General features: G+C 70.8%; 17 protein-coding genes. 7 read left to right on the top strand and 10 right to left on the bottom strand.

All coding sequences use genetic code 11. The annotated features are described in order from the left end of the window. Positions 1-142 precede the first annotated feature (142 nt). The 3 genes from ACWDZ6_RS07270 to ACWDZ6_RS07260 form a co-directional block, all read right to left on the bottom strand. On the bottom strand, positions 143-1,204 hold the full coding sequence (locus ACWDZ6_RS07270) for a phosphatidylinositol-specific phospholipase C domain-containing protein (RefSeq protein WP_451502070.1): 1,062 nt from the start codon (positions 1,202-1,204) through the stop codon (positions 143-145). Positions 1,205-1,298: 94 nt separating this feature from the next. After that, positions 1,299-2,801 (bottom strand): PH domain-containing protein, encoded by a 1,503-nt coding sequence (locus ACWDZ6_RS07265; protein ID WP_451502069.1) that lies wholly within the window; start codon positions 2,799-2,801, stop codon positions 1,299-1,301. Then, the gene (locus ACWDZ6_RS07260; protein WP_451502068.1) at positions 2,798-3,316 is read right to left on the bottom strand and encodes a PH domain-containing protein; all 519 of its coding nucleotides are present in this window, start codon (positions 3,314-3,316) and stop codon (positions 2,798-2,800) included. The genes ACWDZ6_RS07265 and ACWDZ6_RS07260 overlap by 4 nt, the downstream gene beginning before the upstream one ends. 88 nt (positions 3,317-3,404) lie before the next feature. On the opposite strand from ACWDZ6_RS07260, the gene ACWDZ6_RS07255 reads away from it, so the two are divergent. Together ACWDZ6_RS07255 and ACWDZ6_RS07250 are read left to right on the top strand one after the other, a co-directional pair. Then, positions 3,405-4,016 carry a TetR/AcrR family transcriptional regulator gene (locus tag ACWDZ6_RS07255; RefSeq protein ID WP_451502067.1) on the top strand — a complete coding sequence of 204 codons (612 nt, stop codon included), beginning with the start codon at positions 3,405-3,407 and terminating at the stop codon, positions 4,014-4,016. A 764-nt stretch (positions 4,017-4,780) separates the two neighbouring features. Beyond that, positions 4,781-6,319: an ATP-dependent DNA ligase gene (locus ACWDZ6_RS07250; protein WP_451502066.1), complete on the top strand. Its 1,539-nt coding sequence runs from the start codon at positions 4,781-4,783 to the stop codon at positions 6,317-6,319. 7 nt (positions 6,320-6,326) lie between these two features. On the opposite strand, the gene ACWDZ6_RS07245 is transcribed toward ACWDZ6_RS07250, so the two are convergent. Then, positions 6,327-6,833, bottom strand: a complete 507-nt coding sequence (locus tag ACWDZ6_RS07245; protein ID WP_451502065.1) for an FBP domain-containing protein — start codon at positions 6,831-6,833, stop codon at positions 6,327-6,329. Positions 6,834-6,929: 96 nt separating this feature from the next. On the opposite strand from ACWDZ6_RS07245, the gene ACWDZ6_RS07240 reads away from it, so the two are divergent. Further along, positions 6,930-7,235 (top strand): 4a-hydroxytetrahydrobiopterin dehydratase, encoded by a 306-nt coding sequence (locus tag ACWDZ6_RS07240; RefSeq protein WP_451502064.1) that lies wholly within the window; start codon positions 6,930-6,932, stop codon positions 7,233-7,235. Positions 7,236-7,241: 6 nt separating this feature from the next. On the opposite strand, the gene ACWDZ6_RS07235 is transcribed toward ACWDZ6_RS07240, so the two are convergent. Together ACWDZ6_RS07235 and ACWDZ6_RS07230 are read right to left on the bottom strand one after the other, a co-directional pair. Then, complete coding sequence (locus ACWDZ6_RS07235) at positions 7,242-7,718, bottom strand: hypothetical protein (protein ID WP_451502063.1); 477 nt, start codon at positions 7,716-7,718, stop codon at positions 7,242-7,244. Beyond that, the gene (locus ACWDZ6_RS07230) at positions 7,715-8,194 is read right to left on the bottom strand and encodes a hypothetical protein (RefSeq protein WP_451502062.1); all 480 of its coding nucleotides are present in this window, start codon (positions 8,192-8,194) and stop codon (positions 7,715-7,717) included. Before ACWDZ6_RS07230 ends, ACWDZ6_RS07235 begins: the two co-directional genes overlap by 4 nt. 39 nt (positions 8,195-8,233) lie before the next feature. On the opposite strand from ACWDZ6_RS07230, the gene ACWDZ6_RS07225 reads away from it, so the two are divergent. Then, positions 8,234-9,202, top strand: coding sequence for a helix-turn-helix transcriptional regulator (locus ACWDZ6_RS07225; protein WP_451502061.1), 969 nt, complete (start codon positions 8,234-8,236; stop codon positions 9,200-9,202). A 37-nt stretch (positions 9,203-9,239) separates the two neighbouring features. On the opposite strand, the gene ACWDZ6_RS07220 is transcribed toward ACWDZ6_RS07225, so the two are convergent. Beyond that, entirely contained in the window at positions 9,240-10,076 is an 837-nt protein-coding gene (locus tag ACWDZ6_RS07220; RefSeq protein ID WP_451502060.1) for an NAD(P)H-binding protein, read from the bottom strand. A gap of 81 nt (positions 10,077-10,157) precedes the next feature. Between ACWDZ6_RS07220 and ACWDZ6_RS07215 the strand changes: the two genes are divergently transcribed. Both ACWDZ6_RS07215 and ACWDZ6_RS07210 read left to right on the top strand, forming a co-directional pair. Continuing rightward, positions 10,158-11,120: an AraC family transcriptional regulator gene (locus ACWDZ6_RS07215; RefSeq protein WP_451502059.1), complete on the top strand. Its 963-nt coding sequence runs from the start codon at positions 10,158-10,160 to the stop codon at positions 11,118-11,120. Positions 11,121-11,309: 189 nt separating this feature from the next. Continuing rightward, a complete protein-coding gene (locus tag ACWDZ6_RS07210) occupies positions 11,310-11,651 on the top strand; it encodes a hypothetical protein (RefSeq protein ID WP_451502332.1) in 342 nt (113 codons plus the stop codon). Here ACWDZ6_RS07210 and ACWDZ6_RS07205 read toward each other — a convergent pair. After that, positions 11,641-12,099, bottom strand: coding sequence for an RICIN domain-containing protein (locus ACWDZ6_RS07205; RefSeq protein ID WP_451502058.1), 459 nt, complete (start codon positions 12,097-12,099; stop codon positions 11,641-11,643). The two genes, ACWDZ6_RS07210 and ACWDZ6_RS07205, sit on opposite strands and share 11 nt — an antisense overlap. 89 nt (positions 12,100-12,188) lie before the next feature. Beyond that, on the bottom strand, positions 12,189-12,950 hold the full coding sequence (locus ACWDZ6_RS07200) for a GNAT family N-acetyltransferase (RefSeq protein ID WP_389180863.1): 762 nt from the start codon (positions 12,948-12,950) through the stop codon (positions 12,189-12,191). Positions 12,951-13,332: 382 nt separating this feature from the next. Here ACWDZ6_RS07200 and ACWDZ6_RS07195 point away from each other — a divergent pair, with 382 nt between their 5' ends. Beyond that, on the top strand, positions 13,333-13,518 hold the full coding sequence (locus tag ACWDZ6_RS07195) for a hypothetical protein (RefSeq protein ID WP_451502057.1): 186 nt from the start codon (positions 13,333-13,335) through the stop codon (positions 13,516-13,518). 72 nt (positions 13,519-13,590) lie between these two features. On the opposite strand, the gene ACWDZ6_RS07190 is transcribed toward ACWDZ6_RS07195, so the two are convergent. Then, on the bottom strand, positions 13,591-14,004 hold the full coding sequence (locus tag ACWDZ6_RS07190; RefSeq protein WP_389180860.1) for a hypothetical protein: 414 nt from the start codon (positions 14,002-14,004) through the stop codon (positions 13,591-13,593). Positions 14,005-14,217: the final 213 nt, after the last annotated feature.

Here is a 14,217-nt window from a genome sequence, read left to right as displayed (position 1 = left end):
CAGCCGAACGACCTTTGCTGTGAGCACATGGTGAGGCCCGGGGACGCCGTCCCCTCCACACCCACATGTAGATGAACGGTAAACCATCGCTGGCTGTTCCGTCGCATCGCTCCCCGATCCACCTGATCTGCGCAACCTCCTGCTACTGGCCGCCGCCCCGCGGAACCACCGTGGCGAGTACCGACGGCAGCGGATACCAGTCGGCCGAGACCACGCTCGCATGGTGGCCCGCCAGCAGCCCCACGCGGTCCCGGGCCTGCGTCTCGGTCGGATTCGTGCCGTCGATCGCGGGCGCCACGCTCTGCGCGCTCGTCATCACGACCAGGTAGTGGTTCCGGTCGTACCAGGCGGTGTCGACCGAGCCGCCCGCGTATGTGCCGGCGTCCCCGTCGAAGAGGACGAACCAGGGGCGGATGCGGGCGTCGGCGTACCGGGTGCGGGGGTCGCCGGCGGCCGCGCCGTGGACCGCCGGGAACGCGCCCGCCTCGCGCAGCCGGCCCGCCGCCGCGAGATCGCGCAGATGGGTGGCGTACTCGCGGTCGGTCCACAGCGAGTCGGCGGGGTTGCCCTCCTCGACCGTGCCGGGGATGAGCTCGATGACGAACTTGCCCGCGAGCGCCGAACGGGCGGGCCAGCCGTCCGTCCGTACCGCCGTGTCGAGCTCCGGGCGGCCCCCGGCCAGGTCGGCAGGCCGGAACAGGGCATCGCCGAGCCGCGCGGAGAGCAGCGCGTCGAGCGCGGCGGGGCCGCGCCCGTTGTTGGCCTGGAAGCCGTCCTTCATCTCCATCTTGATGAGTACGGGACGGTGGCCGGGATGGGCGTCGTGCCACGCCTTCATGTCCGCGAGGCAACCGCCGAGGTCCTGGTTCCTGGACTTGGTGCGCAGCTCCGCCGCGCTCGCCGCGTTCACGCAGTTGTTGTTGTTGCCCAGGGGGTTGCTGTGCGAGACGCGCCACGATCTGCCGAACACATTGGTCCACACATCGATTTCGAGCATCCCGGCGCCGGAGTCGAGTGCATCCGCGAAGTACGGGTACTTCGCCTTCTCGTAGGCGTTGTGCACGCCGACCCAGGTGGCGGAGGAGTAGGGCAGCTGCCCCGGGTCCGCCGACCTGGGCGTGGACGCCTCCGCCGGGGCGAGTGCGCCGGCGAGCAGCCCGGCCGCGACTGTGGTCGTCACGGCCGCGCGTGAGAGCTTCCCCATGGGTCCCCTGTCTTTACGTCGATTGCATCGGATCGATCAAATCGACGGAAGATTAAGGGACTTGAGTGAACCGTGGGGAGACGGTACTCGGCCGTTACCGTTTTTGCAGGAACTCGTCCAGAATTCCCGGTGCCGTCGTCGCCGCGAAGGCGGGCGCCTCGTCGGCAGCCAAGTCCCTTATCGGGTAGCCGTGTTCACCTGCGGCCACCGCCGCGGTGAGCGTGACGAGACCGGCCCGCCGGGCGAAGGGTGAGCTGGAGAAGGTCCACGCCGCGATCGCGTCACGTTCCAGCGCGAGCGTCTCGCGGCTGAACGTACCGGCCCGGACCAGGAGATGAGGGCCGTGCAGGGCATGGCCGAGACTGCGGTACGCGTCCCGGGCGAGCAGCCACACCACCGGCGCCCCGACCAGCGCGAAGATCCAGGCGCAGTGCAGGAGGACGGGCGCGAGCAGTGCCCCGAGGGCGAGCAGCGCGGCCGTCACCGGGAGCACGAGGAAGAGGAGGCCGCGCATCATCCGGCGCCGTAGAGCGGCCCGTGGATGCGCGGTCAACGGCACGGACTCGAAGGGGTGCTGGGGCGTGCGGAGCGCACCGGCGGTGACCCGCAGCGCCTCGTCGCGCGGTGCGGGCGGGAGGAGGGCGCTGCGCCTGCGGGTCTCCTCCTTGTCGCCGAGCCCGCCGGCGACCACCGAGGCGGTCGCCCCGCCGGCGGCCCGCAGCAGCAGCGGCTCACGGAGCAGTACGCCATGGATTCTGGCCCGTTCGACGGTCACCGCCCGGGTGGTCAGCAGTCCGCGCCGTACGGTCAGGGTGCGCGCATCGGTCCAAGCGGCGGAGAAACCCCACCAGTTCTCGACGTAGAGCGCGAGCGCGCCGATCGAGCCGAGGGCGATCACGGTGAACAGGGCGGCCGGGACCGTCAGCCAGAGCGCGCTGTTGCCGAACTCCGCGAACGCGTCCTGGACGAGGCCCACCCGCCACAGCTCGATGCCCATGCCGTCGAAGACGCGGTACACGCTGCCGAAGGCGATGCCCACGCCGCCGATCACCCAGAACGTGAGCGGCGCGTAGCGCAGCCAGCGCAGGTCGATGCGGGCGAGCACCGGGTCCTCGGCGAGCGCGCGGACGTCGGCACGGGCGAGCAGTGCGGTACGCAGCCGGTGCGCGTCGCGGACCGTCAACGCGTCGAGGGCGATCTCTCCGCGGCCGTCGCCCGAGGTGGTGGCGCCGGCCCTGACGACCGCGAGACCGAGCAGCCGGTGGAGCGGCGTGGCGGTCAGATCAACGCTGCGGATGCGGTGCAACGGGACGGTGCGCAGCCGCCTGTTCAGCACTCCGCTCCGTAGCGCGAAGGAGTCGGCGGTGACCTGATAGTGCGTGCGGGACCAGCGGATCAGGCCGGTGGCGGTGATGACGGCGAACGAGACGGCGAGAGCGGCGAGGGTGATCCAGCCGCTCGCCGGGATGCGTCCGCCGGTGGCGAGCGCGGTGAGCGCGAGCGAGCCGAGCGGCGGGGCCAGCCAGCCGCAGTGCACGAGAAGGGTGCGCGGGTCGGGCCGGTGCCATGCGGCGGCAGCCCCCGTGAGACTGGTCATGCCGCGTCTCCCGGCGCTGTCCGGGCGGCGTCCCCGATACGCCGGGACAGCTCCTCGGCGTCGGCGTCGGACAGTCCCGCGATCTTGATGTTGCCCGCGGTGGAGGCGGTGGTGACGGTGAGCGTCGCGAGCCCGTACCGCCGCTGGAGCGGGCCGCGCAGGATGTCCACCGTCTGCACGCGGGAGAGCGGAGCGATCCTGCGCTGCTGCCAGAACCAGCCGCCGGCCGCGTAGACGGAGTGGGTGCCGAGCTCCCAGGCGTGCACGGCGTAGCGGCGGCGCGGCATGAGGACCAGATAGCCGAGCGCCGGCGCGACGAGCGTGACCAGCAGGAGGGGAACGAGCCAGGGGAGCGCGCCGGCGAAGAAGAGGGCGGAGAGCAGCGCGAGCGTGAGGGCCGTCAGCAGCGTCGGCCCGCTCACCAGGAGGAGCGCCTGGACGGTCCACCAGCGCCGGGCTCGGGGGTCGACCCGGTGTCGGGGCGGCCGCAGGTGCGGGGCGGAGTGGAAGGGCATGGGGCCGTCACCGCTTTTCAAGTCAACTGTATTGGACGGCGATACGTTACAACGGTACAAGTGACTTGTAAAAGGGAGTGAGGACGCGGTGCCGAAGAAGGTGGACCACGAAGCCAGACGCCTGGAGATCTCCGAGGCGCTCTGGCGCATCGCGAGCACGCGGGGGCTGGACGGGGTGAGCCTGCGGGATGTGGCGGCGGAGGCGGACATCTCGCTCGGCAGGCTGCAGCACTACTTCCGTACCAAGGACGAGATGCTGCTCTTCGCGCTCCGCCACATCAACGTGCTTGCCGACCGGCGGATCCGCGAGCGCATCGACGCGGTCGTGACGGACCTGGACGAGGAGCCTGCGCCGCGGACCGTGCTGCGCGAGTGCCTGGCGGGGATGCTGCCGCTGGACGAGAAGAGCCGGGTGGGAACGCTGGTGGGAGCGGCGTATTTTGCTCGCGCGGTGCACGACGAGCGCCTGCGGGCGGAGGCGCGGGAGGGTATCCCCAAGCTGGCGGAGTTCTTCGCGGGCCTGCTGCGGCGGGCGGTGGAACGGGGGGAGGTGTCGGCGGACCGTGTCCCGGACGACGAGGCGATGCTGCTGATCAGCCTGGTGGACGGACTGACGGCGTACACGCTGCTGGAGGTGCACACACCGGAGCGGGCACTGAGCCTGCTGGACCTGCACGTGGCCCGGCTGTTCGGGGACTAGGGGGGCGGCCGGTCATGTGGCGAGGGTGGGCCGGTGGCGGAGTCGTCCGGTCATGTGGTGGAGGTGGGCCGGTGGCGCAGTCGTCCGGTCATGTGGTGAGCGTGGGCCGGTGGCGCAGTCATCCGGTCATGTGGTGAGCGTGGGCCGGGGGCGTTGGTGGTTGCTGTGTGTGGGTGGTTTCCACCGGCGAACCGCGTCTCACCCGGTCATGTGGCCTGGGTGGGCCGGGGGCGTTGGTGGTTGGCGTCCGTGGGTGGTTTCCACCGGCGGACCGCTGACCTCCCCCGGTGGCCCGAGCGAGTCCTGTCCGGGTGGGGAGGGGCCGTGCAGGGTCGGCCTCACCAGTTGCCCGGTCATGTGGTGGAGGTGGGCCGGTGGCGGAGTCGTCCGGTCATGTGGTGAGCGTGGGCCGGGGGCGTTGGTGGTTGCTGTCCGTGGGTGGTTTCCATCGGCGAACCGCCTGAGCCCCCCCGCGAGCGGTCTTGTTCCGTACACGTGGGGAGGGGCCGTGCAGGGTCGGCCCCGCAGGGGATTGGCGGCAAAACCGGGGTCACGCACCAAGACCCTGTACGCCGCCGACCCCGAGGAGTCGAGCCCGGAGGGGCGCCGGAGCCCGCACCCGACAAGAACCCGTACCCGCCGGCGGCGGCCCGTACCCTGGGCCCGGGCCATGAGACCCCGCGCCCCGCCGGAGGCAACCCGCGCCCCGCCGGAGGCGACCCGTCGCCGTGCGCCGTGCCGTCCCGCACGGCACCATGGGCCGCATGCTGCTGGCCCGACTCGCCGATGTGTCTCAACAGGTCGCCGCCACCTCCGCGCGCTCGCGCAAGATCGGCGCGCTCGCCGAACTGTTCGCCGGTACCCGGCCGGGCGACGTCGCCCTCGTCATCTCGTATCTCGCCGGACGCGTCCCCCAAGGCCGTATCGGCATCGGCTGGAGTGTCCTCAAGGAACCACCGCCGCCCGCCGACACCCCGAGTCTCACCGTGTCCGACACCGATGCCGCCCTCACCCGCCTCGCCGGCGTCACCGGCCCCGGCGCCCAGGCCGGGCGCAAACGCCTCGTGCGCGAGCTCATGGCCGCCGCCACCGCCGAGGAGCAGCAGTTCCTGATGCGGCTGCTGATGGGCGAAGTACGCCAGGGCGCGCTGGACGCGATCGCCCTGGAGGCCGTCGCCAAGGCCGCGGACGCGCCGGCCGGTGACGTACGCCGTGCCGTGATGCTGGACGGTTCCCTGCCGCGCGTCGCCCGCGCCCTGCTCGCCGACGGGCCGGCCGCGCTCGAACAGTTCCGGCTGCGGGTGGGAAGTCCCGTGCAGCCGATGCTCGCCCACACCGCGAAATCGGTGACCGAGGCCGTTCAGGCACTGCAAGCCGCGTGCGTCGTCGAGGAAAAGCTCGACGGCATCCGCGTCCAGGTGCACCGCACCGGCGAGGACATCCGCATCTACACCCGGTCCCTCGATGACATCACCGAACGCCTCCCCGAAGTCACCGCCGCCGCACGCGAAATGACGGGTGACCACTTCATCCTCGACGGTGAGGTGATCGCCCTCGACGACGCCGGAAGACCGGTCCCCTTCCAGGACATCGCGTCCCGTGTCGGCTCCCGCGTCGACGTGGACGCGGCCCGCGCCACGCTGCCCCTGTCACCCGTCTTCTTCGACGTCCTCGCCGCCGACGGCGAACCGACCCTCGACCTCCCGGGCGGCGACCGGCACGCCGTCCTCGCCCGCCTCGTCCCCGAACCGATGCGGGTCCGCCGTACCGTCGTCGAAGATCCCGCATCCGCCCAACAGATCGCCGCCGCCGAGGAGTTCTTCACCGACACCCTGCGCCGGGGCCACGAGGGTGTCCTGGTCAAAGCCCTCGACGCGCCGTACGTCGCAGGCCGCCGCGGCCGGTCCTGGCTCAAGGTGAAGCCTGTCCACACCCTCGATCTCGTCGTCCTGGCCGCTGAATGGGGCCATGGCCGACGCACGGGACTCCTCTCCAACCTCCACCTCGGCGCGCGCGCCGCCGACGGCACGTACGTCATGCTCGGCAAGACCTTCAAGGGCCTCACCGACGAGATGCTGCGCTGGCAGACGGAGCGGCTGCGCGAACTGGCAACCGGAGACGACGGGTTCATGGTGACGGTCCGCCCCGAGCTCGTCGTCGAGATCGCGTACGACGGAGTGCAGCGCTCCCCGCGCTACCCGGCCGGCGTCACGCTCCGCTTCGCACGCGTTGTGCGTCACCGTCCTGACAAGCCGGCCGGGCAGGCCGACACGATCGAACAGGTCATGGATTCGCGCAGCTGAATCCAGATCAGCGCAGCCCCATCACCTTGTCGGTGAAGGCCGTCAGATTGTCGACCGTGCGGGTGATCCGCTCCTCGAGCGTCAGCGTCTCCTCGTGCAGCCCGGCCCGCAGTTTGGGCTGCTTCCTGCCGCGGATGTACAGCGAGCAGGCGAGGTCGGCACAGAGATACGTGCCCACGGAGTTCCCTTCCCGTCCCGCCGCCCCGGCCAGCGGGGCGGCGAACAAGGTCACCCCGGACGAGGCATGCTCCGTGAAGCAGGCCTGGCACATGCTGGACTTGACAGCACTGGTCCGTCCGGTGGAAGGCGCCCGCAGGGCGACGCCGACCGGACGGACCTCCCGTGGCAGCACGAAATACGCGCGCAGCGGCGCGCCCGGATCGGTCCAGCCGAGGAAGTCGAACTCGTCCCACGAGAGTTCGCCGAAACCGATGGGCAGCTTCATACGCGTGGCCTCGCCCTTCGTGCAGTTGACGAAGGATCCTCGGATCTGCTTTTCGGTCAGTGGTTCCACCGGTGGAACGTACACAGAGCGCGTCTGAACGGGCATCCCATTTATGGTGGCCGAAGCCGCTGCCGTTTCCTGAGCCGTTCCTGAAGGGACCTTGTCATGCCCACAGAGCCGCTGTCGCAGAAGGAGATCGAGGACCGCCTGCGGGAACTCCCCGGCTGGTCCCTGGAGGGCGACCGGATCGCCCGCGCGTACCGCCTCTCCAACCACTTCGCGGCGACCGCCATGGTCGTACACATCGCACAGATCCAGGACGAGCTGAACCATCACTCGGATCTCACCCTGGGCTACAACACGCTGACCCTGTCGGTGAACAGCCACGACGCGGGCGGCGCGGTCACCGAGAAGGACTTCGAGCTCGCGCAGCGGGTGGAGGGGATCGCCGCGGGGCACGGCGCGGGCTGACGGCCGTCACGCGGCGAAGTGCGCGGGGCGCGACAGCTCCATCACCCAGTTCGTTGTCCACGTCCGCTCCCCGTCGACCGAGAACGCCTGCTCCCAGCGGGCCGCCGATTCGCTGATTCCCGACCAGGTGAAGCGGACCCTGACGTCCTTGCCGTCGTGGGTGTCGTCTCCGTAGAACTCGCCTCGCCCGTCCGCTCCGAACCGGCCGACCACGGGCGGGAAGAGTACGCCGGTGCGGTCGTTCGACCAGTACAGCGACCACTCCTCGCGCTCGGCGTCGTACAGCCGCAGCGTCAGGCCTCTGAAGCCCCGCGTCGGGAACTCGATCTCGTCGAAGTTCGCCCGGCCGCCGAAGTGGCGGGACGCGCGGCTCACCGCCGGGAACTCCTCCCACGCGCTCGACTCGTCGAGGAAGTCCGCGAGGCGGCGGTTGGCGACGGCCCACTCGCCGTGCAGGAAGTCGAAGTCGTGGGTGGTGCTCATGAGCGGTCTCCTGTGGTGCCGTCGGGAAGGGAGTCGGTGAGATAGGCGTCCAGGCCGGGACGGTCCGGGGCGAGCATGTGGCGTACCCAGGCGCCCCGTTCGTGCTGGATCGGCGGCAGCTCCCACACACAGCCGATCCAGGGTCTGTCGAGCCTGACGAAATGCGTCGGATCGCTGTCCGGGCAGCCGAGGACCGGCTGACCCGCGACCGCGGCACCGAAGTGCAGCACGTTGTCCCACACCCAGCTGTACGCGTTGAGGTACGCGCCGTCGTCCCCTCCCCTGTGGAGGACGACGAATGTGGCCGGCGGGGTGCCGTCCGGCTCCGGGAGGAGCTCGGGAAGGATCGTGTACGCGGCCTTCTCCACCGCGGGATCGATTCCGTCCGGGTCGCCGGTGACGTGGTAGCGCTTGATGTGACGGCCGCCGACCTCGATCGGCGGCGGCGCCCACAGCCGTTTCTCTGCGAAGGTCATGCCAGGACGCTAAGTCCGCTTCACTGACATCCTGTGTCAGTGAAGTCCAGCCGTCTTGTGTCGATCCTGCTGCTGCTCCAGACCCGGGGCCGGATGACCGCCGCCCAGCTCGCGCAGGAGCTCGAGGTGTCGGTACGCACCGTCTACCGGGACGTCGAGGCGCTGCACGCCGCGGGGGTGCCGCTGTACGGGGACGCGGGCCACGCGGGCGGCTACCAGTTGCTCGCCGGCTACCGCACCCGGCTGACCGGACTCTCCGCCGGGGAGGCGGAGGCGCTGTTCCTCTCCGGGATCCCGGGGCCCGCCGCCGAACTCGGGCTCGGCCCGGCCCTGGCCGCCGCGCAGCTCAAGCTGCGTGCGGCAGTCCCCGCCGAGCTGAGAGAGCAGGCCGACCGGATGCGCTCGCGGTTCCACCTGGACGCGCCCGGCTGGTACGCGCCCGGCGAGGAGGTTCCCTATCTGACGGCCGTCGCGGACGCGGTGTGGAACAGCCGGGTGCTCCACATCCGTTACCGCCGGTGGAAGGAGCCGACCGATGTGGACCGGCGGCTCGAACCGTACGGACTGGTGCTCAAGGCGGGCCGCTGGTACGTCGTCGCGGGACCGGGACCACGGACGTACCGGGTCGACCAGATCCTTGAAGTCGTCGCGGGGGAGGGGAAGCCGGCGGAGGAGTTCGAACCTCTCGAGGACTTCGACCTGGCCGCCTACTGGCAGCGCCACCAGGCGGACTTCCACGCCCGTCTGTACGGGGGCGAGGCGCTCGTCCGGCTCTCGCCGGGGGCCGCGGCCCGTCTGCGGGGCCCGGCCGCCCGCGCGCTCGCCGACACCGGCACGGTGGAACCGGACGGCTGGACCCGCGCGCTGCTCCCGATCGAGTCCACCGACCACGCGCACGGCGATTTTCTCGCCATGGGCGCGGAGATCGAGGTCCTCGGGCCGCCCGAACTCCGCGCCCGTATGGCCGCGACGGCCGAGGCGCTGGCGGCAACGTACGCCTCCGCCTGATCCTCGGCGGACAGTCGGCGGACCGTGCCCCCGCCGCTCACGCACTCCAGGCACCCGCCTGCGCCGCGTCCCGCGCGAACGCCGCGAAGGTCTTCGGCTCCCGGCCGAGCAGCCGGCGCACGCCGTTCGTCGGCGACGCGTTGTGCCCGTCGAGCAGCATGGTGAACAGGTCCGCCAGCCACTGCGACTCGCGCTCCGGGAACCCGAACCGCTGCAGCATTTCCGCGTACTGCGCACCGGACACCGGCACGTACCGCACCTCCCGGCCCGTGGCCCGGCCGATCTCCGCCGCCACTTCCCCGAAGGTGACCGGCCGAGGACCCGTCACCTCGTGCACGAGCCCGGCATGGCCCTCCTCGGTGAGGATCTTGACCACCACGTCCGCCAGGTCGTCCGCGTCGATGAACGGCTCCGCGGTCTCACCCGCGGGGAAGGGGATCTCACCTGCCAGCACTCCCTCGTACATCGCGCCCTCGCTGAAGTTCTGCGCGAAGAAACTGGACCGCACCACGGTCAGATCCAGGCCGGACTCGCGCAGTGCGCCCTCGGCGACCACCGCCTCCGGCTCGCCGCGGCCGGAGAGCAGCACCAGCCGCCGCACTCCGCTCTCCGCCGCCACCCGCCCGAAGGCCCGCATCACCTCGGGCGCGCCAGGAGCCGCCAGATCCGGGTAGTACGCGACATACGCCGCGTCCGCGCCGTACAGCGCCGGCGCCCAGCCGGATCCGTCCTCCCAGTCGAACCGCACTTCTCCCTTGCGCGAGCCCGCCCGCACATCCACCCCGCGCGCCGCGAGCCGCTCCGCCACCCGGCGGCCAGTCTTGCCCGAGGCCGCCGTCACCAACACCGTCTCCTGCTTCAGGTTCTCTGCCATGCCTCAAGGCTCGTGGCCCGCGCTTGGACCCTCCATGCTCCAGAGGCTCAATTCCATATGTGTCCGTCTACGCTGTGAGCCATGGACGCTCTCGCCGGACTTCTGGACGGACCGCGTGCCAGGGGAGCCTTTCTGCTCCGCATGGTGATGGAGCCGCCATGGTCCGTCCGCATCGAGGACCACGCCCCGCTCAGCCTGCTCTGCATGACCGCGGGCGAGGCCTGGATCATTCCCGACACCGGTGATCCGGTGCTGCTGCGCCCGGGCGACGTCGCGATCGCCCGCGGCCCGGATGCGTACACCACGGCGGACGAACTCACCCGCGAGCCAACGGCGTTGATCGGGCCCGGCGGCACCTGCCACACCCTGCAGGGCGAACCGCTCGCGGAGTCCATGCACTTGGGCGTCCGGAGCTGGGGGAACGATCCGGAAGGGTCGGCCACCATGCTGGTCGGGACGTACCAGATGAAGGGCGAGGTCAGCGGGCGGCTGCTGGACGCGCTGCCCATGCTGCTTCATCTGCCGGCCGAGGTCTGGGACTGTCCGCTGATGCCGGTGCTCGACGACGAGATCTCCCGGGACGAGCCGGGCCAGAGCGTGGTGCTCGACCGGATCCTGGACCTGGTGCTGATCGCCGTGGTGCGCTCCTGGTTCTCACGTCCGGACGCCGAGGCGCCCGCCTGGTACCTGGCCATGGGCGACCCGGTGGTCGGCCGCGCGCTGCGGCTGCTGCAGGACGATCCCGCGCACTCCTGGACCGTCGCCTCACTGGCCGCCAAGTGCGGGGTCTCCAGGGCCGGACTGGCCCGCCGTTTCCATGAGCTGGTGGGGGAGCCCCCGATGGCGTACCTCACCGACTGGCGGCTCGCTCTCGCTGCCGATCTGCTGCGGGAGTCGGACGCGACGGTGGAGGCGGTGGCGAGGAAGGTAGGCTACAGCGGCTCGTTCGCACTGAGCGCGGCCTTCAAACGGGTACGCGGCGTCAGCCCGCTGGAGCACCGTACGGGTACGGCTTTGCCGGAACGGCAACGACGCTCGCCGTGACGGCACCGGCAGCGCGACCCTGAGGGGCGGCGGCAACGCCCGGACACGTCTGCTCACGGCGCGCACGGTGCACACCGCTCGCCGGGGTTGAATCAGCGGCAGGATGGCCCCATGGCCAAGCAGACGACGCAGATCACGCAGACGACGCAGACGACGCAGACGACGCAGACGACGCAGACGACACGGACAATGCGGCCCACGGGGTCCGGATCAACGCTGTCCCTCTGGTCGAAGGATTCCGTACTGTCGATCGGCTCGGTGGGCTCGGTGCTCTCCATCGGTTCCGTCGGGTCGGTGCTCTCGGTCGGCTCGGTCGGCAGCACCCTGTCGGTCGGCTCGATCGGGTCCGCCCAGTCGCTGTTCTCGGCGGCTTCTTGGCTGAGCACGGGGTCGCTGCTGTCCGCGCAGTCGAAGTGGTCGGTGCTCTCCTGGCGCTCCTCCCGTGGCTTCATGGCCGCGGGCGCGATCGGCACGGGCGGGGCCGGACTGGTCGCATGCGCCGTCGGGGCCGTGCTCCTGCTCAGGAAGTGACAGGTTCCAACTGCCACCACTGACCGGGCGAGTCGGTGTCCTCCCACTGCTGCACATTCGCGCCGTCGTCCGTGCTGCCGTCGGCGACTTCGAGCAGCAGCGCGCTGATGAAGCTGACGATCGTGACCGTGCCCGGGGCGTCCAGGTGCCGCTCGATGATCCACTCCTGGGCGCCGAAGTTGTTGGCCTTCCACTGCTGGATGTTGGCGCCGTTCTCGGTCGAGGCGTTCGCGACGTCGAGCCGCTTGCCGCTTGCCGCGTTCACGAAGTGATAGAGCCCGCTGCCGTTGGGCACCGGGTCGATCTGCCACTGCTGGGCCGGAGACCCGGTTTCCTTGCCCTGCTGCACATTGGCGCCGCTGCCCTTGGCTCCGCCGTACACCTCGAGCAGCAGTCCGCTGCCGATATTGCGCACCAGGTAGAGACCGGGCGTCATCTCCGTAGACATAAGCCGATTGTATGGAGATCTCCGCGCGGGCCGACGACTCCGCGCCCGAGCACCGGGCCATCACCGCCGAGAACCGGGATGCCGCTCTGTCAGCCGCGTTCGAAGCCGTGCGCGTAGCCGATGACCGAGAAGCCGCGCCTCTCGTACCAGTGGCGTGGCCAGTCCGCCGCATCGGCGATCAGGAACCGCGTCCCGCAGTCCGCGTCGGCGGCCCGGCGCAGGGCGGTCGTCAGGACGGCGCCGGCGTAACCGCGCCCGAGGTGGGTCTCCGAGGTGATCAGGTCCTCTATCTGGGCCGTGCCGGTTGCCGGGTCGAGATAGAGGTCGGCCCATGAGGCGACCTCGCCTTCCTCCGTGCGGGCACCGATGAAGTGAACTGCGTCGGCGCCGCGGCGGCGCGCCTCGCGTCGGTCGACGAGGTGGCGTACGACCTCGTCGTCGACGTCCGGAAGGAAGCCCTGCCAGCGCCGGGTGAGCGGGATCCTGATCGCTTCGAGGTCCACCTCTTCCGCGTGGCCGCCGGTCGGCACCGGGCCCGCGTGCAGCATGACCAGATAGGTGGAGTGGGTGTATCCGGCCCGGATCAGCGGTTCTGCACACGCCGTTCCGACTTCGTCGTCGAGGACGGATATCAGTCGCTGCGGCAGATGCCCCAGAGCCTCGTCGGCGATGGCGGGCAGCGCCTCGGAGTCGACGGCCTTGTCGATGACGACCTGGTTGTTCGCGCGGGAGTGCACAAAGGTGTCGTCATACACGGCGAATCCGCCGGGGAGGTCGACGGTGCGTGCGGCCTGGCGGCGGGCGAAGGCCGACAGGAAGGCGTAGATCCGCTGCAGTTCTGAGCTTGGCATGGGGGAAGCCTAGGCAGTCGTGGAGCGTGGCCGCCTCCACATTGTGGCTCCGGACCATTGTCCTCCGCCGGGGCGCAGGCGTTTCGGGGGCCGTCAGGCCAATGCCGCTTGGGGCCGCCTCGGAGTCACGCCGGGTGAAATCGACATCGAGAGCGACCGCGAGTACGTGGCCGGCCCGGCGAGCGTGAACGAGGGGTCGGCGGGTTGTGTCCCGGAGATCGCCGCCGCCGTGGCTCGTGACGGCGCGCCGCGGCGATGTGGGCGACGCTGTCCAAGCGGTGTCCGGCCGACGTAGCGCCATGGCCCTGGCGCTGCTCGAACAGGCCGGGAAGAAGGGGGAGTTGCGTGCCGAGCGGAACCGGAGAAGTCCTCAGGTGGCCCGGTGCTGAGGCGGTCCACGTGGACCGCCTGGTGGGCGGCGTGCTCAGCGGCGTACGAGCCTTGCGGCCCCGACGGCGAGGACAGGTGGTGCCACGACGCGAGCGGCGACACCACCTTCACGCCCGAGGTCCTGACCGCCGATCCCGGGCGTGAACTGCGTTGGCCGGGGCGGCTGCGCCGCACCTGATCGCGGACGGGACCACCGCTTCCGGACCCACCGCCCGTAGCCCGACGGCCGAGGCGGTCCGAGCGCCGGAGGTCAGTGCACCGTGACGGTGAAGCGGTCCGAGGCGATGCCGCCGCCGATCATCCGGAGCTCGTTCAGACCCTTGAGGCCGAGAAGGACCCGCATCTTGTAGGTGGAACCCTGGTTGGTGTTCATCGACGCGGGCAGGGTCACCCAGCGCCCGCCCTGCCGCTGCTGCAGCGTCACTTTGGTGCCCGGCGCCAGCTGCCAGCCGACGCCGTACACGCGGAACTGCTCCCACGCCCCGACGCTGCTGACCGTGGCCCTCGCCGTCAGCACCGGACGTGCCATCGGCGGCTCCGGGACCGGGACCGGCATCGGCGCGGGAGGTGCCGGGGCGGCTACCGCCATTGCTACCCCGACCGACCCGGCCAGCACGGCGGCCGTCGCGCCGGCCGTAATCGATGCGAGCTTGAAACGCTCCATTGAGACTCTCCAGGGTGAAGGGAACATCCGAGCGCCGACCCTAGGCATATCGACCATAAATGTGATGAATCGACACGCTCGGTATGCATCAACCTTGAGTCGTATTGCGTATCAAAGGCGCGGGCTGTGCCGGTCGCGCCGCTTCAGCAGACTGCGCAGGTCGCGCCGCTGCAGCGGGACGGAGCTGCGGGCGGGCTGGTGCGCGGCGGCGGT

Source organism: Streptomyces sp. NPDC002926 (assembly GCF_053591755.1).
This window is presented reverse-complemented; position numbering and strand designations above follow the sequence as displayed.